17 protein-coding genes are annotated in these 22614 nt (G+C 70.0%); 8 read left to right on the forward strand and 9 right to left on the reverse strand.

From position 1 onward, the window contains the following. Nucleotides 1–268: 268 nt before the first annotated feature. A complete protein-coding gene (gene tilS / locus IEY70_RS07690; RefSeq protein WP_229777746.1) occupies nucleotides 269–1885 on the reverse strand; it encodes a tRNA lysidine(34) synthetase TilS in 1617 nt (538 codons plus the stop codon). Between the two features lie 35 nt (nucleotides 1886–1920). On the opposite strand from tilS, the gene IEY70_RS07695 reads away from it, so the two are divergent. From IEY70_RS07695 to IEY70_RS07710, 4 genes are all read left to right on the forward strand, one after another. Next, entirely contained in the window at nucleotides 1921–2400 is a 480-nt protein-coding gene (locus IEY70_RS07695; RefSeq protein WP_189064430.1) for a peroxiredoxin, read from the forward strand. A 598-nt stretch (nucleotides 2401–2998) separates the two neighbouring features. Further along, entirely contained in the window at nucleotides 2999–5392 is a 2394-nt protein-coding gene (locus IEY70_RS07700) for an FG-GAP repeat domain-containing protein (protein ID WP_189064431.1), read from the forward strand. A 41-nt stretch (nucleotides 5393–5433) separates the two neighbouring features. Continuing rightward, on the forward strand, nucleotides 5434–7767 hold the full coding sequence (locus tag IEY70_RS07705) for an FG-GAP repeat domain-containing protein (protein ID WP_189064432.1): 2334 nt from the start codon (nucleotides 5434–5436) through the stop codon (nucleotides 7765–7767). A gap of 30 nt (nucleotides 7768–7797) precedes the next feature. After that, complete coding sequence (locus IEY70_RS07710) at nucleotides 7798–9513, forward strand: collagen-like domain-containing protein (protein WP_229777748.1); 1716 nt, start codon at nucleotides 7798–7800, stop codon at nucleotides 9511–9513. A 252-nt stretch (nucleotides 9514–9765) separates the two neighbouring features. On the opposite strand, the gene IEY70_RS07715 is transcribed toward IEY70_RS07710, so the two are convergent. Both IEY70_RS07715 and IEY70_RS07720 read right to left on the reverse strand, forming a co-directional pair. Further along, nucleotides 9766–11145 (reverse strand): acetyl ornithine aminotransferase family protein, encoded by a 1380-nt coding sequence (locus IEY70_RS07715; protein WP_189064433.1) that lies wholly within the window; start codon nucleotides 11143–11145, stop codon nucleotides 9766–9768. Between the two features lie 163 nt (nucleotides 11146–11308). Further along, the gene (locus IEY70_RS07720) at nucleotides 11309–12727 is read right to left on the reverse strand and encodes a KamA family radical SAM protein (protein ID WP_189064434.1); all 1419 of its coding nucleotides are present in this window, start codon (nucleotides 12725–12727) and stop codon (nucleotides 11309–11311) included. 166 nt (nucleotides 12728–12893) lie between these two features. Here IEY70_RS07720 and IEY70_RS07725 point away from each other — a divergent pair, with 166 nt between their 5' ends. Genes IEY70_RS07725 through IEY70_RS07740 form a run of 4 tightly spaced genes read left to right on the forward strand, consistent with a single transcriptional unit; the run spans nucleotide 12894 to nucleotide 14879 of the window. Next, nucleotides 12894–13355 (forward strand): Lrp/AsnC family transcriptional regulator, encoded by a 462-nt coding sequence (locus IEY70_RS07725; RefSeq protein ID WP_055362353.1) that lies wholly within the window; start codon nucleotides 12894–12896, stop codon nucleotides 13353–13355. A gap of 27 nt (nucleotides 13356–13382) precedes the next feature. Next, nucleotides 13383–13835 (forward strand): DinB family protein, encoded by a 453-nt coding sequence (locus tag IEY70_RS07730; protein ID WP_189064435.1) that lies wholly within the window; start codon nucleotides 13383–13385, stop codon nucleotides 13833–13835. Between the two features lie 44 nt (nucleotides 13836–13879). Beyond that, complete coding sequence (locus tag IEY70_RS07735) at nucleotides 13880–14482, forward strand: hypothetical protein (RefSeq protein ID WP_189064436.1); 603 nt, start codon at nucleotides 13880–13882, stop codon at nucleotides 14480–14482. Nucleotide 14483: 1 nt separating this feature from the next. Next, nucleotides 14484–14879, forward strand: coding sequence for a DUF6915 family protein (locus IEY70_RS07740; RefSeq protein WP_189064437.1), 396 nt, complete (start codon nucleotides 14484–14486; stop codon nucleotides 14877–14879). Nucleotides 14880–14882: 3 nt separating this feature from the next. Here IEY70_RS07740 and IEY70_RS07745 read toward each other — a convergent pair whose 3' ends face one another. The 6 genes from IEY70_RS07745 to trpE all read right to left on the reverse strand — a co-directional run bounded on the left by IEY70_RS07745 (nucleotide 14883) and on the right by trpE (nucleotide 22398). Then, a complete protein-coding gene (locus tag IEY70_RS07745) occupies nucleotides 14883–17159 on the reverse strand; it encodes a xanthine dehydrogenase family protein molybdopterin-binding subunit (RefSeq protein WP_189064438.1) in 2277 nt (758 codons plus the stop codon). Further along, nucleotides 17156–18175 carry an FAD binding domain-containing protein gene (locus IEY70_RS07750; RefSeq protein WP_189064439.1) on the reverse strand — a complete coding sequence of 340 codons (1020 nt, stop codon included), beginning with the start codon at nucleotides 18173–18175 and terminating at the stop codon, nucleotides 17156–17158. Before IEY70_RS07750 ends, IEY70_RS07745 begins: the two co-directional genes overlap by 4 nt. Further along, the gene (locus IEY70_RS07755) at nucleotides 18172–18699 is read right to left on the reverse strand and encodes a (2Fe-2S)-binding protein (protein ID WP_189064440.1); all 528 of its coding nucleotides are present in this window, start codon (nucleotides 18697–18699) and stop codon (nucleotides 18172–18174) included. Before IEY70_RS07755 ends, IEY70_RS07750 begins: the two co-directional genes overlap by 4 nt. 441 nt (nucleotides 18700–19140) lie before the next feature. Beyond that, complete coding sequence (gene trpD / locus IEY70_RS07760; protein WP_189064441.1) at nucleotides 19141–20148, reverse strand: anthranilate phosphoribosyltransferase; 1008 nt, start codon at nucleotides 20146–20148, stop codon at nucleotides 19141–19143. Continuing rightward, nucleotides 20145–20810 carry an anthranilate synthase component II gene (locus IEY70_RS07765; protein ID WP_189064442.1) on the reverse strand — a complete coding sequence of 222 codons (666 nt, stop codon included), beginning with the start codon at nucleotides 20808–20810 and terminating at the stop codon, nucleotides 20145–20147. The genes trpD and IEY70_RS07765 overlap by 4 nt, the downstream gene beginning before the upstream one ends. A 154-nt stretch (nucleotides 20811–20964) precedes the next feature. Next, the gene (gene trpE, locus IEY70_RS07770) at nucleotides 20965–22398 is read right to left on the reverse strand and encodes an anthranilate synthase component I (RefSeq protein WP_189064443.1); all 1434 of its coding nucleotides are present in this window, start codon (nucleotides 22396–22398) and stop codon (nucleotides 20965–20967) included. Nucleotides 22399–22614 lie beyond the last annotated feature (216 nt).

Here is a 22614-nt window from a genome sequence, read left to right on the forward strand (position 1 = left end):
GCAGCATTCCCGTGACCATCCAGGCAAGGGTGTGGACGTTGCGGACGTCATTCCACAGGGCACCCTGGAGATGCGGGAGGATGGCTTGGTAGAGTCGTGGGGCGTCCCCGGTGGCATTTTCGGTCTTCACAAACAGAAAGTGTCCCCTATCGGGGACGCTTTCTCATAATTTCTGTCAGGCGGTCAGCGCCTGGGCCTCAGCGTGGACGCTCTGCGGGCGCTGCGGGTCTCCCTGGACGCCCTGCGGCGCTGAATCCCTGCTGGCAGCCTACCGGTCCGGCGTGCCCCGCTGCCGGCCGGCGCGCAGATGGCCGAACACGTCTTTCAGGAGGCGGGCAGCCTCGTGGGCACGGACGCCGCCCGTGACGGTCGGGGTGTGCCCCCAGTGCGCGGCGAGCAGGTCGGTCAAGCCGCCCAGCGCACCGGCCTTGGGGTTCGCGGCGCCGTACACGACGTGCCCGACGCGCGCTTCGAGGGCCGCGCCCAGGCACATGGGGCAGGGTTCGAGCGTGACGACCAGCGTGCAACCGCTCAGGTACGGCGTGCCGAGGGTGCGGGCGGCGTCCCGCAGGGCGGCCAGTTCGGCGTGGCGGGTCATGTCGCCGTGCTCGCGGCTGGTGTTGCGGCCCCGTCCGACCACCTGCCCATCTGGGCCGAGGACGACCGCGCCGACCGGGACTTCCTGCGCGCGGGCGGCGTCGTGCGCCTGGGCCAGGGCCTCACCCATCGCGGCGTGCAGCGGGTCCGGGGGCTGGGCGGCCGCCTCCCGCGCCCCGACGGCCCAGACGGGCGGCTGAACGCCCACCCACTGCACGCCCTCGCCGCTGACCAGCAGCGGCACGCGGTCCCGGTCGGCGCGCGGCACGTGCCGGTCGGTCAGGACGTCGCTGAGCTTGCGCGTCCCGCCGGGCAGGGTGATGCGGTCGCCCCTCTGCCGGGTGCGCCTCTCCCAGCCGCCGGGAATCGGGAAGTCCGGTGCCGGGTACGCCTGCGGCGTCAGGTGCAACCGGCCCCCGGTGACGGTCACGTCGCGCCCGCCGGGCAGGGTGACGTGCGCGGTCTCCCCTGCCCGCAGCGCCCCGGCCAGCCGTTCCAGGTGCGGCGCGTGTACGTCCAGTCCGGCGCGGCGCACCTCGGCGCGCACCCAGCGGCGCAGCACGGCCGGTGGGACGTTGCCGCGCGGGGCGTGCGCGCTCAGGCGGGCGGCCTGATCGTTCAGCGCGGCGTCGTCCTCGGCCTGCATGCCCGCCACGCGGGCCAGGGCCTCCCCGGCGGCCGGGTAGCGGGCGGTCAGGACCGGCATGACCTCCCGGCGAATCCAGGCGCGGGTGTACGTGGGGTCGTCGTTGGTGGGGTCCTCACGCCAGTCCTGACCCTGCGCCCGCAGGAACGCCTCGATGTCGGCGCGCGGCACGTCCAGCCACGGGCGGCGCACCCGTCCCCGCGCGGCGGGAATGCCATGCAGGACTGCCTCGCCGCGCAGCAGGGCCGCCAGGACCGTCTCGGCCTGATCGCGCCGCGTGTGCGCCGTCAGGATCAGCTGCGCCGCGTGCGCCTTTGCCGTGCGGGTCAGGAAGTCGTACCGCAGGCGCCGGGCGGCGTCCTCGGTGTTCCAGCCGCGCCGCGCCGCGACCCCCGCCACGTCCACCCGCGTGGTCGCGAACGGCACGTCCAGCCGCGCCGCGAGCGCCTGCACCCACGCGGCGTCCGCCGCCGAGTCCGCCCGCAACGCGTGATCCAGGTGCGCCGCGACCGGCCGCGCCCCCGCCAGCCGCAGCGCCCGCAGCAGCGCCACGCTGTCCGCGCCGCCCGACACGCCCACCACCACGACCTCCCCCGCATAGGGACGCAGGGGCCGCAGCAGAGAATCAGCAACGTCAGACACCGGCGCATTGTAGGGCGGCGCGTACAATCGGGCGCATGAGCCTCCAAGTCGGACAGCCCGCCCCGGACTTCACGCGCCGCAGCGACGACGGCCGCACCGTCTCCCTGCAAGCCCGGCGCGGACAGTGGACGGTGCTGTACTTCTACCCGCGCGCCAGCAGCGCCGGATGCAGCATCGAGGCGCAGCGCTTCGAGGCGGCCCTCCCGGAATTCGAACGACACGGCGCGCAGGTGATCGGCGTCAGCACCGACACCGAAGCCCGGCAGGCCCGGTTCCGCGACACCTGCTCCCTGACGTTCCCCCTGATTCCCGACAGTGACCGCAGCCTCGCGCAGGCGTACGGCGTGATCGGCGGCCTGAGCGGCCTGCTCGGCATGACCGGCCGCGCCACGTTCCTGATCGACCCGCACGGCACCATCACCTGGATTCACCGCAGCCCCAACCCCATGACGCACGTCACAGGCGCCCTGAAAGAACTGGAAGCCGCGCCCCGCACCAGCGCGGCCACCAGCTGAAGGACTGCCACCACCCAGAAACCGAAAGTCATTCCCGAGGTCGGCTGCGCGTGGGTTCCGGGCAGTTTTCGCCCGTCCTGAAAGCATTCCGGCCCCTGCGGCATGATACGGGTTCCGTTTATTTCGTTGACAACCCGGAAGGACGCCGGGTTGCCAACTCCACGTCCGGAGGGGCGCTTCGACTCCTACTCGCTCTGCTGCGCCGCTCTCCGAGTCCGCTCGGATTGAGCGGCTTGCGACGGCTTACAGAGCCATTCAATCGGAGTCCGTATGGCCCGGCGCGCAGAGCGGTCACGGTCCGGTCACTGTTCGGCTGGCACCCTGCACTCACCCCAGGGGGAGACGCCGCGCGGGCCGGGAGTTCCAGCTCCGGGCGGTCACATGGGGCATGGAGGGAAACCATGAATCGAGCGCCACCTCTGACCGGCTGAACACGTCCGTTTCACAGCTGTCCTGACGCTGCCTGCGGGCGCGCGGACGTTCACGGTGCCCCGTTTCCGGGTGGGGCGCGTCCTGCCTGCTGTGCCTGCGACGTGCAGGCCGGGCCGCAGGGGCGCCGCGCGGCAACGGAAAGCACCCGACCAGACAAGGAGTGTTCATGCCGAGATTTCGATTGCTGCTGCTGAGTGCGGCGCTGCTCACAGCCTGTGGTGGGCCGGGCACGCCGCACACCACACCGCCGCCCGGCCCGTCCCCGACACCCGCACCCTCTCCAGCGCCCGCGCCCGCCAAGCAGTCGCGGCCCTTCCGGGTGACGGTCATGGGCCTGGGGTCGGGAGCGCCCACCGCGCAGGTCACGCGGCCCGGCCTGAGTACACAGGCGCTGAACGGACTGGATCAGGTGGAGATCGGGGACGTGCTGGTGCGCGCCACGACCGACCTGGTGCCGCCGGGACAGGCGCGCACGGCGGGCGCGCGGTACGTGTTCGTGACGCTGACCGTGAAGAACGGCGCGTACAACACCGTGCCGAACCTGACGGTGATCCCGGCGGGCCTGGACACGAACACCGCGCAGTCGGCGTTCACGGACCTGCAACGCTACCCCGGACTGCCCGCGTACTCGGCGGCCGAGGCGCAGGCACTGGCGCTGAGTATCCACCCGGCCAGTCCGGTCACGCAGGACCCCCTGACGCTGCAACCATCCCTGCTGCCCGGCGAGGAGGACACCCTGCAACTGTTCGACGAGTCCGAGGTGTCACTGCTGGGCATCGCGAACGGGTTCGGCGGCGAGAACCTGCCGTACGGCTTCGTGGCGCACAACCGCAGCAGCCGCACCATTCCGGGTTCCGACGGAACGAATCCGGGCGTGGGGACGGTCACGCTGGGCTTCCGGGTACCGTTGCAGGCGCAGGCGAAGGATGACCTGTACAGCCTGAGCGGCTGGTTCACGTTCGCGCAGGACACCGTCACGAGCGCGACCGAATCCCTGGAAGCGCAGCTGCCGGGGAACCGCGCGGCGTTCGACCGGATGCTGTCGCAACTGTTCCGGCAGTACGAGCAGCGGGAAGTGCGGGTGCTACCCGGCACGGCGCGGCGAAGCTACCGCGATCCCTTCGGTTACTCTCATGTGAACGTGAAGCCGGTGTGCGGCGTGCGCCTGGGCGGCACGGCCGCGAACCCCACGGGCCTGATGCTGAACGGCCCGGCCGTGTTCGCGCCGGACGGCCCGCGCCTGGGTCAGTCCTCGCCGCTGTCGCTGGCACTGTGCCGTACGAACCTGCTGGACGACACGTCGGTAGACGGCGTGACGGTCGTGAACCACTGGTCGCAGAACGCCCCGTCGCGCGGCACGCCGACCGTGGTGGGCAACCGCGTGACCGTGCCGGTCTGGACGGACAGCAACGGAAATCAAAATGGCGGCTTCACCTCTGGTCAGACGGTGGACGTAACGCTGACCGCTGGCGTGACTGCCGGGGGGCAACCCGCGCCGGGCCTGCCGTTCGTGTACCGCACCCGCGTGCAGACCGCACCCGCCAGCGGCACTTATGCCGATTACTACGGCTCCCAGGTCTACGATCCCACCAACAGTCAACAGCTGACCAACCTCTCTGCGATTGCCCTGGCTGACCTGAGCGGTGCGGGGGGTGGAGGCAATCACACGCTGATCACCAGTCGCACCGCAAACAGACTGTGGCTGGCATCCGGCAGCGTCTATGCCGTCGGTACGGCTCCCAGTGACGTGGGAACCGGTGACCTGAACGGCGACGGGCAGATGGACGCCTTCACCAGCAACGCGGGCAGCGGGGACGTCTCGATCCTGCTGGGCAACGGGGACGGCACGCTGCAACCCGCCACGAGTGTCGTGGTGGGGGCCGGGCCGGAAAGTATCGACCGGGCCGACCTGAACGGCGACGGGCAGCTGGACCTGATCACCGCCAACCGCACGGCAAACAGCGTGTCGGTGCTGCTGAACAGCGGCGGCACGTTCAGCGCGCAGCCTGCGGTCAGCGTCGGCGCGCAGCCGTCCGACGCGGTCACGGCGGACATGAACGGCGACGGGCGCATGGACCTGCTGGTCGCCGCGACCGGCGGGAACGCCGTGAACGTACGCCTGGGGGCCGGGAACGGCACCTTCAGCGCGGCCGCCGACATTCCGGTCACGGCCCCGATCCGCGTGGCGAGCGGGGACTTCAACAATGACGGCCGCGAGGACGTGGCGGCCCTGAGCAGCGCCGGTGTCCATGTGGCGCTGGGGAACGGGGATGGCACCTTCGCCGCGCCCACCACCCTGGGTGTGGGCAGCGACCCGCGCGACCTGCTGGTCGGGGACGCGAACGGCGACGGCTGGCTGGACGTGCTGACCGCCGATTACGGCAGCAGTTCCCTGAGCGTGCTGCTGGGCGGGGCGAACGGGTTCACCGCGCAGGCTCCCACGGCGCTGACGAAGGCTCCGAACCGACTGGCTCAGCTTGGAGGCTCTTACTACTACGGCAATCGCCTGATCCCCTACACGCTCGGTGACGACACGTACACGCAACTCACCCCCCAGTGACCACCGCAGTGACCGGCCCCCACCAGGGCAAAGGACCACGCATGAAACGACCCCTTCCGTTCCTGCTGACCACGGCGCTGCTGCTCGGCGCGTGTGCTCAGCCCGCCCACACCAGTACGCCCCCACCTCCCACCGCCAGCGTGCCCGGCGGTCCCGTGATGCCCGCCGGGGCGGCGTTCACGCTGCGCTTCAGCGGGCTGGGCACCCCGGACTTCGCGGCCAGCATCGAGCCCACGCTGGGCGGACAGGCCCTGACCAGCGAGCAGGGCAACGTGACGCCTGTGCGGGTCGTCTCGCGCGGCACCATGGATGTCCTGCCCGCCGCGGGCCGCCCGCGCACCGAGGGCTACCGGTACATCTACGCGGTGGTATCCGTCACCAGTCCCAGTGCGCTTGAGAACGTGTCGTTCCTGGGCGTGCGGACGCCCGGCACGCTGCCCGCCGCCACGCACGACACGGCGATCAGCACCTTCGTGCGGGCGCCCGGCGGGGCCGCGTACACGGCTGCCGAACTGGACGCCCTGGCCCTGAGTGTGCGGCCCGCGCAGGCCAGCGCCCTGAACACGGCCACCATGCGCCTGAGCACCATTCCCGGCAGTGACGACAGCGTGCAGTTCCTGCCGGAAGACGAACTGACCTTCACGCCGCCCGGTTTCGTGGGCCTCCTCCCGTACGGGTTCACGGTCCTGAATCCGCAGGGGGGCCGCACGCTGGCGACCGGCACGGAAGCGAACCGCATGATCGTCGGCATGCGCCTGCCGCTGCAGGCCACCCCGCAGGACGACCCGTACGGCTTCGCGTTCACGGCCGTACCCGTGCGCGACAGTACCCGCCGCGTCACGCAGACACCCGAGGGACTGCGCAGCGGCAACAGCCTGAACGTGCGGCAACTGGCCGCCAGCCTGAACGCCACGTTGCAGGTGCAGCCGTTCAGCCCGGTGCCGGGTGACCCCATGTGCAGCGTGCGCAGCGCAGGCAGCGCCGCCGCGCCCACCGGCACGGTGTTCACCGCGCCGCCCCTGGCGGTACCGGGCGCGAACGGGCACGCGGTGGGCCTGAATGACACCCTGACCGCCCGTTTCTGCGGCGTGACCCTGGACTCCGCCAGCGCGCAGGCGACCAGCGTCAGCGTGCGCCCCAGCCAGAGCGCCCCGGCAGCCAGCACGCCCAGCGCCACCGGTGACCGCCTGCTGATTCCCGCCCGGACCGGCGGCTACCACGCGGGAGAACAGGTCGAGGTGACGCTGCACAACACCCTGACCGCCGGGGGCAGCGCCGCGCCGGGCACGCCGTTCGTGTTCTCGTTCCGCGCCGCGACCGCGCCCGCCACCGCGACCTTCACGGATCAGACCGAACGGGCCGCCGGTCAGGACATACGTGACCTGCTGGCCGCCGACGTGAACGAGGACGGCAAACTGGACGCGATCAGCACCGACAGCAGCGCCAACACTGTCAGCGTGTTCCTCGGGAACGGGGATGGTACCCTACAGGCCCGCACCGCGTACACCGCCGGAACAGGTCAGGCCCCGACCGACCTGGCGGCCGCCGACCTGAACGGCGACGGGCGGCTGGACCTGACCGTACGCCGCAACGACGGTACGCTGGGCATCCTGATCAACAAGGGCCTGGGCAAGTTCAACCCCATGACCAGCCTGGAAATCGAGCCGGGTGTGACGGGGATGCTCGGGTACAGCCTGAAGGACGTAAGCGGCGACGGGAAACCCGATCTGGTCACCTGGATACAGGACGCCAGTTACGCCAGCTCCCGTCTACGCACACGCCTGGGCAACGGGGACGGCACGTTCGCCCCTGCCATCGACGCCCTGCCCAACTTGAGCAACCCCGCGTACTATTACGCAACCTACTCAGCGCCTCCACTGGCTGACCTGAACCATGACGGTCGCCTGGATCTCGCTGTCGGCTCGGGGCAGTTGTACGTCATGTCCGGCAACGGCGACGGGACCTTCGCCACAGAGGTGGCCGCCAGTGGGCTAGCAAATCTGTACAACAACGAGCTGATCTCAGCGGATGTCAACGAGGACGGGCACGTGGACCTGTACTCGCGTCAAACCTACACGCTGCTGCTCGGGAACGGGCGGATGGGCTTCACCGTCACGCAACTGGACTCCGGCGGCGCCGCTCTGGCCGACCTGGATGGTGACGGTCACCTGGACCTGATCAACAGTGGACAGCTGATGCGGGGCTTCGGGAACGGCACCTTCGACCGCACGCCAGCCAACATGAACTTCTACAGCAACACCGTTCAGCACAAGTCTCTCGGGGACTTCAACGGGGACGGCAAACTCGACGGCCTCATCAACAAATACTCATACACCCTGAACAGCCCCGCCGTGTCCGTCTCCCTCAACCAGTAAGTCTTCTCTCTGCACGTACAGGAGCGCACCATGAAACGAACGGCACTGATCATCACCGCCCTGCTGGGCCTGTCCGCCGCCGCCCACGCGCAGGAAGTCATCCCCACGCCCGCCGGCATGACCCTGACCTCCGCCGACGAAGGCAAGATCGTGATCGTCCGCAACGGGCAACTGGTCCTGATCGACCCGCGCACCGCACCCGAACTGAAAGTCATCCAGGGGCCAGCCGGTCCTGCTGGTCCTGCCGGTCCTGCCGGGCCGAAGGGTGATACGGGCGCAGCTGGACCCGCTGGACCCGCCGGAGCTAAAGGCGACAAGGGCGACACCGGCGCAGCAGGAGCCGCAGGCGCGAAAGGCGACACCGGACCCGCTGGACCCGCCGGAGCCAAAGGCGACAAGGGTGACACCGGCGCCGCAGGAGCCGCCGGCGCGAAAGGTGACACCGGACCCGCTGGACCCGCCGGAGCCAAAGGTGACAAGGGCGACACCGGCGCAGCAGGAGCCGCCGGACCCGCAGGTGCGAAAGGTGAGGTCGGCGCGACTGGCCCGATCGGTCCCATCGGTCCGCAGGGCGTGAAAGGCGACAAGGGTGAAGTCGGCGCCGTCGGACCGGCCGGTCTGACTGGTCCAGCCGGTCCTATCGGTCCGCAGGGCATCAAGGGTGAGGTCGGCGCGGTCGGACCTCAGGGTCCCATCGGCCTGACCGGTCCCGCCGGTCCCATCGGTCCGCAGGGCATCAAGGGCGAGGTCGGTGCTGTCGGCCCCATCGGTCTGACTGGTCCCGCTGGGCCCATCGGACCGCAGGGCATCAAGGGCGAACTCGGCGCCGTCGGGCCTCAGGGTCCCATCGGCCTGACCGGCCCCGCCGGTCCCATCGGACCGCAGGGCATCAAGGGTGAACTCGGCGCCGTTGGACCTCAGGGTCCCATCGGCCTGACTGGACCCGCTGGTCCTATCGGTCCGCAGGGCATCAAGGGCGAAGTCGGTGCTGTCGGCCCCATCGGCCTGACCGGCCCCGCCGGTCCCATCGGACCGCAGGGCATCAAGGGTGAACTCGGCGCCGTTGGACCTCAGGGTCCCATCGGCCTGACTGGACCCGCTGGTCCTATCGGTCCGCAGGGCATCAAGGGCGAAGTCGGTGCTGTCGGCCCCATCGGTCTGACTGGTCCCACTGGGCCCATCGGACCGCAGGGCATCAAGGGCGAACTCGGCGCCGTCGGGCCTCAGGGTCCCATCGGCCTGACTGGACCCGCTGGTCCTATCGGTCCGCAGGGCATCAAGGGTGAAGTCGGTGCTGTCGGCCCCATCGGTCTGACTGGTCCCGCTGGGCCCATCGGTCCGCAGGGTATCAAGGGTGAGGTCGGCGCCGTCGGACCGGCCGGGGCGACCGGACCTGCCGGGGAGAAGGGTGACGCCGGACCTCAGGGGCCGCAGGGCGTGAAGGGTGAGGTGGGCGCGACCGGCCCGATCGGCCAGACGGGACCGGCTGGGCCGCAGGGGGTGAAAGGCGACAAGGGTGATACCGGATCGGTCGGACCCGCCGGGGCGACCGGACCTGCCGGAGCGAAAGGTGACGCCGGACCTCAGGGGCCGCAGGGCGCGAAGGGCGACAAGGGGGACAAGGGCGATACCGGCCCGACCGGCCCGCAGGGACCTCAGGGACCCCAGGGACCTCAGGGGCCGGCTGGTCCGTCCGTGGTTCCGCTGACGGAACGCCGTGAGCAGGAGATGACTGGCCTGATCTGAACTCATACGGACTCCGATTGAATGGGCTGCAAGGCCCTTTCAGTCCGAGCGAAGCGAGTGGGAGCCATACGGGTTCCGGACGTGGAGCCGGCAGGGACGGTGAAGTTCCGGATTGTTGGCGAAACAAACGGTAGTCCGTATCACGTCCAGTCATGAACAGAGGACCGCACGCTCCGGCTGGAGGTGCGGTCCTCTGCGTGATCGGCGCAGCACCCGTGATCGGCGGCGGCTGACCGTGCTATTTCAGGTGGGTTACTTCAGGGTGCGCAGCGCGTCCCGCATGATGTCCAGGCCTGTCGCGGCTTCCTCGCGCGTGAGGATCAGGGGCGGTGAAATGCGGATGACGGCTTCGCCGCAGTCGAGGTTCAGCAGGCCGCGTTCGAACATGGCCATGCTGGCCGCATCGCGCAGTTTCCCGTCGGGGCTGCCGTCGGGTTTCACGAATTCCAGCCCGATGAACATGCCCGCGCCGCGCACGTCCCCGATGAACGGGAATTCCGCCTGCATGGCTTTCAGTTCGGTCATGATGAACTCGCCGACCTGCGCGGCGTTCTCCATCAGGCTGTCGCCGCAGCCGGGGTGCTTGACCACGCCTTCGAGCAGGTCCAGTGTCGCGTGTGCCGCTGCGGCCGCCACGGGGTTCCCGCCGTACGTGCTGCCGTGCGATCCGACCGGCCACGTCATGACGCTCTCTTTCGCCAGCATGGCGCTGATCGGCATGCCGGACGCGATGCCTTTGGCGACCGTGATGATGTCCGGCTGGCAGTTCATGCCGTTCTGCCCGTCGAAGTGCTGGAAGGAGTACATCTTCCCGCTGCGGCCCATTCCGGCCTGCACCTCGTCGAAGATCAGCATGATCCCGTGCCGGTCGCATAGCGCGCGCAGCCCCGGCAGGAAATCGGCGGGCGGCACGATGTACCCGCCTTCGCCCTGCATCGGCTCAATGATGATGGCGGCGACCTCGTCTGCCGGGATGATCGTCTGGAACAGGCTCTCGATGTGATCCAGGACGGCCTGACCGCACGTTTCCGGCGTGCTGCCCAGCGGCGGCCGGAACGGGTTCGGGTACGGCACGTGCGACACGTTCGGCAGCAGCGGCCCGAAGCCCCGCTTGTACTTCGTCTTGCTGCCCGTCAGCGTGATCGCCCCGTACGTCCGCCCGTGGAACGACCCGATGGTGCTGATGATGTGCGACCGCCCCGTATGGTTGCGGGCCAGTTTCACGGCCGCCTCCACGGCCTCCGCGCCACTGTTCCCGAAGAACACGCGCCACTTCTCACCGGGTTTCTCGACGTGCCGGACCATGCGCTCGGCGAGACTGGTGGTGATCTCCTGCGGGTAATCCGTCAGGCACACGTGCGTAAATTTCGTGATCTGCTCCTGCACGGCCTTCACCACATGCGGATGCGCGTGCCCGGTCGTGCTGACCGCAATCCCCGCAAAGAAATCCAGCATGGTGTTGCCGTCCACGTCGGTCAGCCACACGCCCTCCCCGTGATCCGGCACGAACGGATAAGGCCGCATGTACGAGGTCGAGAGGTGCTGGGCGTCGCGCTCCATGATCGCGGCGGTCTTCGGGCCGGGGAGCGAGGTCTTCAGTTCAGGCTGACGGGGTTTGGGAAGGGTGGTCATTGGGGTTCTCCTGGGGGTGGGACGGCAGAATCGCGGACGACCCCTCCGCCCCTTCGGGGCACCTCCCCTCAAGGGGAGGCGTGGTGTCTGGCTCCCCTTGGGGGAGCTGGCCGCGCAGCGGACTGGCTGGTACCCCTGCGAAGCAGAGGGGTTGCCCCTGCGCTCAGTCGCCGCTGACGGGTTGCGCTGCCTGCACCATGCCGTCGGGCGCGGTGTCGGTGACGGGCACGTCCAGGCCGATGCCGTGGGCGGCCCATTTGTCTTCGCGGCTGTTCAGGCGGTGCTTTGTGGCGCCTGGGCGGTTGCGGCTTTCGCTGAATTCCTTGGGTTCGATGCTGATGCGTTCGCCTTCCATCAGGCCGTAGATGCCGCTCTGGCCGGGTTCCTTACGCTGCCACTCCTGGGGGACGAGCATGTCGGGGCCCGCATAGTCGGTGGGTTCGCTGTACGCGGCGATGTAGCCCTCGAAGTTGCGCAGGATCAGTTTTTCGGGGCTGTGGCTCAGGACGTAGTTGGGGGCGACGGGGATCTTGCCGCCGCCGCCGGGCGCGTCGACGACGTAGGTGGGCACGGAGTAGCCGCTGGTGTGGCCGCGCAGGCTTTCCATGATTTCCAGGCCCTTGCTGACGGTGGTGCGCAGGTGCCCGGCGCCGTGCACAAGGTCGCACTGGTAGATGTAGTAGGGGCGGACGCGGATCTTGACGAGTTCCCGCACGAGTTTCTGCATGATGACGGGGTGGTCGTTCACGCCGCGCAGCAGCACGCTCTGGTTGCCCAGCGGCACGCCGGCGCGCGTCAGGCGGTCGCAGGCGTCGGCGACTTCGGGGGTGATCTCGCGGGGGTGGTTGACGTGGATGTTCATCCAGACGGGGTGGTTCTCGGCGAGGACGTCGCAGAGTTCCTGCGTGACGCGCATCGGCATGAACACGGGCACGCGCGTGCCGATGCGGATGATCTCGATGTGCTCGATCTTGCGGAGTTCCGCGAGCAGGCGGCCCAGGACTTTCGGGGCGAGCGTGAGGGGGTCGCCGCCACTGAGGAGCACGTCGCGCACCTGGGGCGTGTTGCGCAGGTAGTTCAGTTGCGCCTCGTACTCGGCGGGGTTGAAGGTCTCGCTGGGGTCGCCGACGATGCGGCTGCGGGTGCAGTAGCGGCAGTAGCTGGCGCACTGGGTCGTGACCAGCATCAGCACGCGGTCCGGGTAGCGGTGCACGAGGCCGGGCACGGGGCTGTGCTTGTCCTCGGCCAGACTGTCTTCCATCATGGACGTGAACGGTTCGAGTTCATGGTGGGTGGGGATCACCTGTCGCCGCACCGGGCAGGTGGGGTCCGTGGGGTGCATCAGGGACGCGAAGTACGGCGTGATGTCCAGCCGGAAGATGCCCTTGGCGCTGGCGCCCTGGCGTTCACTGTCGGTCAGGCGGATGACCGATTCGAGTTCCTCGACGGTGTTGATGCGGTTCTTCAGCTGCCATTTCCAGTCGTACCACTGCTCGTCGGGCACGTCGGCCCAGCGGGGCGCGCGGTGGTTGCGGGGAAGCATGGTCTGGCTGTCGGTGGTGGCGTTCGGGTGAATGGGCATGGCAGCCTCCGGGGTGCTGGGGGGCGAAGCGTGAATTGGGTGCCCGCCTATTGTCCTCGCCGGGCGACCCACTTTGGAATGTGCGCGCACCCCGCCTGCGGGCAGGTTTTGCCCACACAAAACTCTCAAACGCTACCCCTGACCTTCCAAATGCTAGGCTGGGGCCATGAGACAGTCCGGCGGCCACCTTGACCCCCTCGATCACAGCATCCTTCAGGAACTCCAGACCGACTCGCGCCTCAGCATGCGCGAACTCGGCCGCCGCGTCGGCCTGAGCGCCCCCGCCGTCACGGAACGCGTCCGCCGCCTCGAGGACGCCGGCGTGATCCTCGGCTACGGCGTGCGCGTCGCCAGCAAACCCCTGGGCCGCACCATCACCGCGTTCATCGGCGTGCAGGACTCGGGACGCAACGACCCCACCCTGGTCCGCTGGGCCACCAAACACGACGGCGTGCTGGAATGCCACTCCGTCACCGGGGACAACTCCTGCATCCTGAAAGTCGCCGTGCCCGACGTGGGCGCCCTGGAAAACATGCTGACCGAACTGATCAACATGGGCTTCACCTGCGACACCAGCATCGTCCTGAGCACCCCACTGGAAGGCAAACTACTGCTGCCGCCCCGCTGACCGATGCCCGCCCGGTAAGCTACTCGCATGCTGCCTGAATTGCGGGATCTGTTCGTGCGGGACCTGGAGAAGTTGACGCTGGAACTGGAGGCGTACCCGGACGAGGCGTCGGTGTGGGCCGTACCGGACGGCGTGCTGAATTCGGGTGGGACGCTGGCGTTGCACCTGATCGGGAACCTGTCGCAGTTCGTGGGCGCGGACCTGGGTGGCGTGGCGTTCGTGCGGGACCGGGTGGCGGAGTTCGCGCGGCGGGACGTGCCGCGCGCCGAGTTGATCGCGAGTCTGCGGGGGGTATCGGCGCTGGTGGCCAGTACGCTGGACCGGCTGGACCCGGCCGCGCTGGACGCGCCGCACCCGGCGCAACTGCCCGGTTTTCCGCAGGGCATGAGCACGCGGTTCTTCCTGGTTCACCTGTACGGGCACCTGAACTGGCACCTGGGGCAGGTGAATTACCACCGGCGGATGGTGGCGGCGGGCTGAAACCTCCTCTTGCCACAATTACGCTAATAACATAATATATGGGTATGACTCAGAGTCACCCGGCCTTTCTGCTGATCCGCAGACTCGCGCAGTTCAACGACGAGTGGTACGCCGACCACACGCTATCGCTGGAGGGCGTGAACCCAGCGGGCCTGTACGCCTCGCGCGAGGAGGCCGAGGCCGCCGCCCGCCGCCTGAGCATCCAGGCCATGCGCGGCGCGAACTTCGACGACCTCGAGGTGGACGAGGACGCCGACGCGGCCCTCACGGCGCTGCTGGACACGCCGGGCCGACTCGACCCGACCCTGCGGGCGGCGTACCGGGGATTCCAGTCACGGCAGCGTCCCCTGCCAGCGTGGCTGACCGACGAACAGCTCGGCGACCTGCTCGACCGGACCGGGCTGACCCTGTTCCACATCATCGACACGCGCGTACCGGCCTTCGAACTCGCCCTGGCGCAGTCCCTGCTGGCCCTGACGCCCGGACGGCCACCCATCGACCTGACCTTCGATCACGAGGACGACACCGGCGCGGAACTGGACGTGCCCCGTCAGGTGATCGAGGACAGTGACGACCCGGCCGTGCAGCGCCTGAACCGCGTGACGCGGCTGTTCGGGCGGCGCTACGCCAGCGGGCTGCCGATCTGACATGGCGCACCCCTGGCACCACGCGCAGAGCAGTGCCCGCCGTTTCGGGGGCGTGCCCGACGATTACCTGGCCGTGCACGGCTGGTTCGACCAGACCAAGGGGCACTGGGCCGACGCCCGGCACCGCGCCGTGCTGCACAGCACATTCGGGATCTTCCTGTGCGAGCAGTTCTTCGGGCCGACCGTGGTCCGCGCCAGCGACGGCCGGCACGTACCCACCCGCCTGATCGGCGAGCAGCACGTGCTCGAAGACCTGGGCCGCATTCCGACCGTGCAGGACTGGCTGGAGGGTCTGCTCATGCAGGGCTGGATGCTGCGCAACGCCTCCGCCCTGAGTCGGGAGAACTGGCAGGGGGAGGACGACCCGGCGGCCCCCTCCCCCACCGACCACGGCTGACGGTCAGTCCAGCAGTTTGTCCACGGTGATGGGCGTGCTGCGGATGCGTTTGCCGGTCGCGTGGTGGATGGCGTTGGCGATGGCGGCGGCCGTGCCGACAATGCCGAGTTCACCGGCGCCGCGCGCGCCGAGGGCGCTGGTGTGGAAGTCCGGGTGGCCTTCCAGGGTGATGGCGCGGACCTCGCGGATGTCGGCGTTCACGGGAATGTGGTAGTCGGCGAGGTTGCTGTTCAGCAGCAGGCCCGTGGCGGGGTCGGTCTCGCCCTGTTCGTGCAGCGCGGCGGACACGCCCCAGATCAGGCCGCCGGTCAGCTGGCTCTCGGCGGTCTTGGCGTTCAGGACCTGCCCCACGTCGAACGCGCCGACAATTCGGGACACGCGGGGCGTCATGAAGTCCGGGTCGACCCGCACCTCGACGAATACCGCGCCGAAGGAGTAGCGGGCGTGCGTGTCCGTGACGGCCTGGATCATGCCGTCCTGGCCTTTTTTCAGGGCGTCGAGTTCCTTCTGGCCGCCGCCGTTGGGGATGATCTCGCGGTACGCCTCGTGCTGGGTTTTCCCGGCGCGGGTCAGGACGGCGCTCAGGGTGTCGGTGCGGGTTCCGGCGTGCAGCGCGCCCTCCCGCGCCTCGATGTCGATGGGCGCCGCGCCGTGCAGGGGGCTTTCGGGGTCGTTCACGGCGAGGTCCACGAGTTCCTGCCGCAGGCCCTGCGCGGCGGCCAGGACGGCGCTGCCGACGCTGCCTGCGGTGCGGCTGCCGCCGCTGTACCCGTTCTTGGGCAGGCGGCTGTCCCCGAGTTTCACGGTCACGCGGTCCAGGTCCGTGCCGAGCGCGTCGGCGGCGATCTGCGCGAGGATGGAGTACGTGCCGGTCCCGATGTCGTGCGATCCGGCCTCGATGTCTATGCGGCCGTCGGCGTGCAGGCGGGCGCGGGCGGTGGCGGCGCTGGCGTACACGGGGTACGTGGCGGTCGCCATGCCCCAGCCGATCAGGGTGTCGCCGTCTTTCATGCTGCCCGGTTCGGGCGTGCGGTCCTGCCAGCCGAACGCCCCGGCGGCGCGGTCGTAGCATTCGAGCAGGTGCTTGCTGGAGAACGGTTTGCCGCTTTCCGGGTCGGTGTCGGCGTGGTTGCGGCGGCGGAATTCCAGGGGGTCCAGTCCGGCAGCTTCGGCCAGTTCGTCCATCAGGACTTCCAGGCCGAAACTGCCGCTGGCCTCGCCGGGGGCGCGCATCATGATGTTCGGCCCGGCGTTCGTCTGCACGAGCGTCTGCCTGAACTCCATGTTCGGGGTGTCGTACAGCATCTTGGGGACCGTCCCGACCTGCTCGGGGAACAGGTCGGCAGGGCCGGTCTGGGTGTGGGCGTGCAGTTCCAGCGCGCTGATGCGGTCGCCGTCCAGCGCGGCCCGGTACTCGCTGCGGGTGGCGGCGCGGTACCCGACGGCCGCGAACATCTGCGCGCGGGTCAGGACCAGTTTCACGGGGCGGCGCAGGGTGCGCGCGGCGAGCGCCGTGACCAGCAGGTGCGGCCAGCTGGTCGCCTTGCTGCCGAACCCCCCGCCCACGAACGGACTGACCACATGCACGTTCTCGGCTTCCAGGCCCAGCGCGGCGGCCAGGGTGCCCTGCGCGGACTGCATCCACTGGGTGGGTTCGTAGATCGTGACGCGCTCGTCGCCGTCCCAGTCGGCGATCACGGCGTGCATTTCCATGGGGTTGTGATGCTGGGTGGGCGTGTCGTACGTGCGCTCCGTCACGTGACCGGCCCCCTTGAGCACCTTCCCGGCGTTCCCGCGCGAGTGCCCCAGCGGCGGCATGGGCTTGCGGGCCAGCAACGGGCCGTCCAGCGCGGCCTGCAACGTGGCGTGGTGCGGGCGCTGCTCGTACTCGATCTCGACGAGCAGCGCGGCGTGCCGGGCAGCTTCCAGCGTCTGCGCGACGACCAGCGCGACCGGCTCGCCCCGGTACGAGATCTCCGGCCCCTGGAACGGCAGGAGGCTGGTCCCGGCCGGACCTTTCGGGTAGCCCTTGAGCTTGTTCATCTTCCAGCTGTCCGACTGGTAACTGAACACGTCCAGCACGCCCGGCACCTGCCGCGCCGCCTCCGTGTCCAGGCGGCTGATGCGGCCGTGCGCGCACGCGGCGCTGATCAGGACGGCGTGCAGCGCGCCGGGGATGTCATGCTCGGCGGCGAAGGTGGCCTCGCCGCGCACCTTGGCGGGGCCGTCCACGCGGCTGACGCGCGCACCCACGTACTTCTTCTGCTCTCCGGCGGTCATGCGGTTCCTCCCTGATCGGTACTCTGGCCGTCGCCGTGCCCGTCGGCCGGTTCGCCTGCCAGTGCGGCCAGCAACGCGCGGACGATCACCTTCGCGGTCAGCGTGACCTTGAAGGCGTTCTGCTCCAGCGGGGTCGCCCCGGCCAGCGCGGCGCGGGCGGCCGCCTCGAAGGTCTCACGGATGGCGGGCTGGCCGGTCAGGGCCGCCTCGGCTTCCGGGGACCGCCAGGGTTTCGTGCCCACGCCGCCCAGCGCCACGCGGGCCGCGCGGATCACGCCACCCTGCACGTCCAGCAGGGCCGCGCAGGAACTCAGCGCGAACTCGTAACTCTCGCGGTCGCGGACCTTCAGGTACACGCCGTTCCCGGCGGGCGGGGCGGGCAGGTTGAGCGCGGTGATCAGTTCGCCTTCCCGCAGGTCGTGTTCCAGGTGAGGCGTCTGACCGGGCAGCAGGTTGAAGTCCTGCAAACTCACCTCACGCTCGCCGTCCGGGCCGCGCAGGGTCAGGGTGGCGTCGTACGCGACGAGCGCCACGCTGGCGTCCGACGGGTGCAGGGCCACGCAGGCGTCCGACGTGCCCAGAATCGCCTGCTTGCGGTGGTTCCCTTCGATGGCGCCGCACCCGGACCCCGGCTCGCGCTTGTTGCACGCCGTGAACGACGTATCCCGGAAGTACGGGCAGCGGGTGCGCTGCATGACGTTCCCGCCCATGCTGGCCATGTTGCGGATCTGCTGCGACGCGCCCGCCAGCAGCGCGCTGCGCAGCGCCGGGTACCGCGCCGCGATCAGCGGGTGATCGGCCACCTGCGCCATACTCGCCAGCGCCCCGATCCACACGCCACCGCCGTGCTCGGCAATGTCCGCCAGGGGCAGCGCCGTGATGTCCGTCACCTGCGCCGGGCGTTCCACGTCCAGTTTCATCAGGTCGATCAGGGTCGTGCCGCCCGCCAGGAACCGACCGGGCTGCCCGGCCGCCTCGCTGAGCTCCTGCGCGCGGACGTACGCGAAGGGTCTCACTGGGCCGCTCCGGCGGTGCCTGCACCCTGAGCGGACTGCCCGGCCACGTCCTGAATGGCCGCCACGATCTGCGGGTACGCCGCGCAGCGGCACAGGTTGCCGCTCATGAACTCGCGGATGGCGTCCGCGTTCCCGGCCTGCGCCTGCTCCACGCACGCCACGGCACTCATGATCTGGCCCGGCGTGCAGTACCCGCACTGGAAGGCGTCATGCTCGATGAACGCCGCCTGCATCGGGTGCAGTTCCCCGCCCGCCGGAGCGAGGCCCTCGATGGTCGTGACCTCGCGGCCCTCGCAGCTCAGGGCCAGCGTCAGGCAACTCAGGTGCGTCTGACCGCCGACATGCACGGTGCACGCACCGCACTGCCCGTGATCGCAGCCTTTCTTCGTGCCGGTCAGGTGCAGCCGCTCACGCAGCACGTCCAGCAGGGTCGCCTGCACGGGAACATGGACTTCCTGCCGCTCGCCGTTCACCGTGAACGTAAGAGCCCGGTCGGCGCCGGGCGGGGTGATGCTCTGGGACATGGGGGTTCCTCCGACCCCCACGCTAAACGCCGCCCGCAGGGGCCGGAACCGGCGGGCATTCAGCCGGTGTTAACGCACGCCCGGCAGCCCCCGTTTCCGGCCGGACGTGTCACCAATGGTGCGGACACTGTTCGGGCGCCAGAGGGGAAAAGCCTGGAACACGTCTTCTGTAACGCCATTCCGGCTCACCCCCTCCCAACCTCCCCCCTCAAGGGGGAGGGGTAAACACTGCCTGTTCATCGCTGGTCTGCCCTGAAGTGATGAACCTGTCCTCACCATTGGTCATACGGACTGCCGTTTATTTCGCCCTCCACCCGGGACAGCGCCGCCCCCGCCAACTCCACGTCCGGCGCCCGCTTCGGCTCCTCCTCGCTCTGCGGCGCAGCTCTACGAGTCCGCTCGGACCCAGCGGCTTTGTAAGCCATTCAACCGGAGTCCGTGTCAGCTGCCGCGCGTGCGGGCCGCGTAGCGTTGCAGCACGTCCCAGCCTGCCCCGCTGCTCATGACCTCGCGGGCCAGTGCCACCCCGGCGCGGATGGAGTCGGCGGCGCCCGCCGTGCGCAGGGCCGCCCCGGCGTTCAGCGCCACGATGTCCCGCTGGGCGGGCGTGCCGCCGCCGGTCAGCAGGGCGCGGGTGATCTGCGCGTTCTCGTCGGGCGAGCCGCCCACGATCGCCTCTCTGGGGTGCAGGTCCACGCCGACCTCCTCGGGGTGCAGGGTCCGGTCGATGATCTCACCGTCCCGCAGGCCCGAGACGGTGTTCACGCCACTGACCGTGAATTCGTCCAGGCCGTCGCCGTACACGACGGTCGCGCCGCCCGCGCCGAGCAGGCGCAGCACCTCGGCCAGCGTGCGCGTCAGTTCGGGCCGGAACACGCCCACCACCAGGTGCGTCGCGCCCGCCGGGTTGCTGAGTGGCCCCAGGATGTTGAACACCGTCCTGGCCGCCAGGTCCGAGCGGACGGCCGCCGCGTGCCGCAGGGCCGGGTGGTAGTTGCGGGCGAACATGAACCCGATGCCCAGGGTGTTCACGGCGTCCGCCACGACCTCCGGGCTGGCGTCCAGGTTCACGCCCAGCGCTTCGAGCACGTCGGCACTGCCGGCGCGGCTGCTCGCGGCGCGGTTGCCGTGCTTGGCGACCGGCACGCCCGCGCCCGCCACCACGAACGCCGTCGTGGTGCTGATGTTGAAGGTGTGCGCGCCGTCGCCGCCGGTGCCGACCACGTCCAGCAGGACCGGGCGGGGGGTGACGTTCACGCGCACCGCGTTCTCCCGCATGGCCTGCGCGAAGCCCGCGATCTCCTCGGCCGTCTCGCCGCGTACCCGCAGGGCTGCCAGGGCCGCCGCGAGCCGCACGCCGCTCATGTCGCCCTCCATGACCTCGCGCATGAACGCCGCCGCGTCCTCCTGCGACAGCCGCTCGCCGTTCATCAGTCTGGCGTGCATCATGCGCCTGCCCCCGTCACCCGCGCGGCCCGCGCCGAGTGGAACGCGCGCACTTCCGCCAGGAAATTCCGGATCATGTCCATGCCGCCCTCCGTGGCGATGCTCTCCGGGTGGAACTGCACGCCGAACACCGGGAATTCACGGTGCCGCAGCGCCATCACCACCTCCTCGTCCGGGTCGGTCGTCCAGGCGGTCGCCACCAGTTCCGGCGGCAGGTCCCGCACCACCAGCGAGTGGTACCGCGTGACCGTCACCCCGTCCCGCAGACCCGCGAACAGCCCGGACCCGTCGTGCCGCACGGGGCTGGTCTTGCCGTGGACCGGCAGGACCGCGCGGCCCACCTGCGCCCCGAACGCCTCCCCGATACTCTGGTGGCCCAGGCACACGCCCAGCGTCGGCACGCTCGGCCCCAACTCGCGGATCACGGCCACGCTCTGTCCCGCCTCGGTGGGCGTGCACGGGCCGGGCGACACCACGATCGCGTCCGGGTTCAGGGTGCGCACCTCGTCCAGCGTGAACGCGTCGTTGCGCCACACGGTCAGGTCCGCGCCCAGCTCCCCGAAATACTGCACGAGGTTGTACGTGAACGAGTCGTAATTGTCGATCAGCAGGATGCGGGGCGCGGGGTGCGGGGTTTGGAGCGTGGGAACAGCGGGGGTGGTCATCGTGAGTGTCCTTTCATGCACGCGGAGCGGGTGTCCGGGTAGGTGACGGCACGGGAGTTTCGGCACTGAAGCTTGGGCACGGCAGCTCAGGCAGTTCGGGACGGTGGGCGCCTGAACGGCCGGGCCGGGTGGTGGGCCACTCCCGACTCCGCACTCACAGCCCTCCGGCGGCCAGTTCGACGGCGCGCATGAGGGCGGCGGCCTTGTTACGGGTTTCGAGTTCCTCGCTGGCGGGGTCGCTGTCGGCGACGACGCCCGCTCCGGCCTGGATGTGAACCTGCCCGCCCGTGATGACCATGGTGCGCAGCGTCAGGGCCATGTCCATGCTGCCGTCGAGGGCGATGTAGCCAAAAGATCCGCCGTAGGGGCCGCGGCGGGTGGGTTCGAGTTCGTCGATGATTTCCATGGCGCGGATCTTGGGTGCGCCGCTGACGGTGCCCATGGGTTGCACGCTGGCCAGCGCGTGCAGGGGCGTCTGGTCGTCCCGGAGGGTACCGGTGACGCTGGAGACGATGTGCATGACGTGGCTGTACCGTTCGATGGTGAAGGCGTCGTGCACGCGGACGCTGCCGTACCGGCTGACCCGGCCGAGGTCGTTGCGGCCCAGGTCGACGAGCATGAGGTGTTCGGCGCGTTCCTTCTCGTCGGCCAGGAGTTCGGCGGCCTGGGCGTTGTCGTGTTCGGGGGTGGTGCCGCGCGTGCGGGTGCCGGCGATGGGGCGGGTAGTGACCGTGCGGCCGTCGCTGGCCAGCAGGCTCTCGGGACTGCTGGCGACCAGCGTGACCGGCCCGAGTTGCAGGTACCCGAGGTACGGGCTGGGGTTCACGCGGCGCAGCGCCCGGTACAGCGCGAACGGGTGCAGGTCACCCAGGGGCGCGCTGAAACGCTGGCTGGGCACCACCTGGAAGATGTCTCCGGCGCGGATGTAGTCCAGGGCGCGGTTCACGGCGTCGCGGTAGGTGTCGGGCGTGAAGTTGCTGGTGAAGGTGGGGGCGGGCGTGGGGTTCTGGCCCGGCACGTAGGGCAGCGGACCGCGCAGGCGCTGCACGAGCGCGGCGACCTCGGCGTCGGCGTCGGCCTGCTGCGGGGCGGTGGCGACGGCGATCAGGCGGTGCTTGAGGTGGTCGAAGATGACCATGCCGCGCGGCGCGATGAAGCACGCGTCGGGCACGCCCAGTTCGTCCGGGTTGCTGTCCGGCAGGGTCTCGTACGCGCGGATCAGGTCGTACGCGGCGTACCCGACGGCCCCGCCGATCAGGGCAGGCAGTCCGGCCGGGACGGGGGCGGGGCGGGTGGCGGCGGCGTACAGGTGCGCCAGGGGGTCGGGCACGGGGCCGTCGTGCGTGCCGAAGGTGCCGCTACTGGTGACGTGCGTGCCGCGCGCCTCGAAACGGCCCTGTTCGCCCACGCCGATGAACGAGTACCGGCCGAGGGTCTCGCCCGCCTCGACGCTCTCGAGGAGGAAGGCGACGGGTTCGCCCTGCGCGGCTTTCAGGTACGCGGTGACGGGCGTGTCGAGGTCGGCGTTGAGTTCCTGCGCGGCGACGGCCAGCGCGTGCGGGGTGCGGGGGTGGGTGGGGTTCGTCATGACGCTCCTGGGGGTCGCCGCCGGGGGCCGGGTGGCCGGGTGAGGTGGGGTGGGCCGTACAGAGAACGCGCCCGGTGGAGTGATCCACCTGGGCGCGTTCCGTGCGGGAACAGCAGACGTGTCAAGCCCAGGGAAAACCGGGCCACCACCACTTGCCGTTCGCGTTCATGCGGCGCAGCATAGCGCCCCGGCCGGGCGGGACTCAAGCGGGGCGCG

Origin of the sequence: Deinococcus seoulensis (assembly GCF_014648115.1) — a bacterium.
GTDB lineage: Bacteria > Deinococcota > Deinococci > Deinococcales > Deinococcaceae > Deinococcus > Deinococcus seoulensis.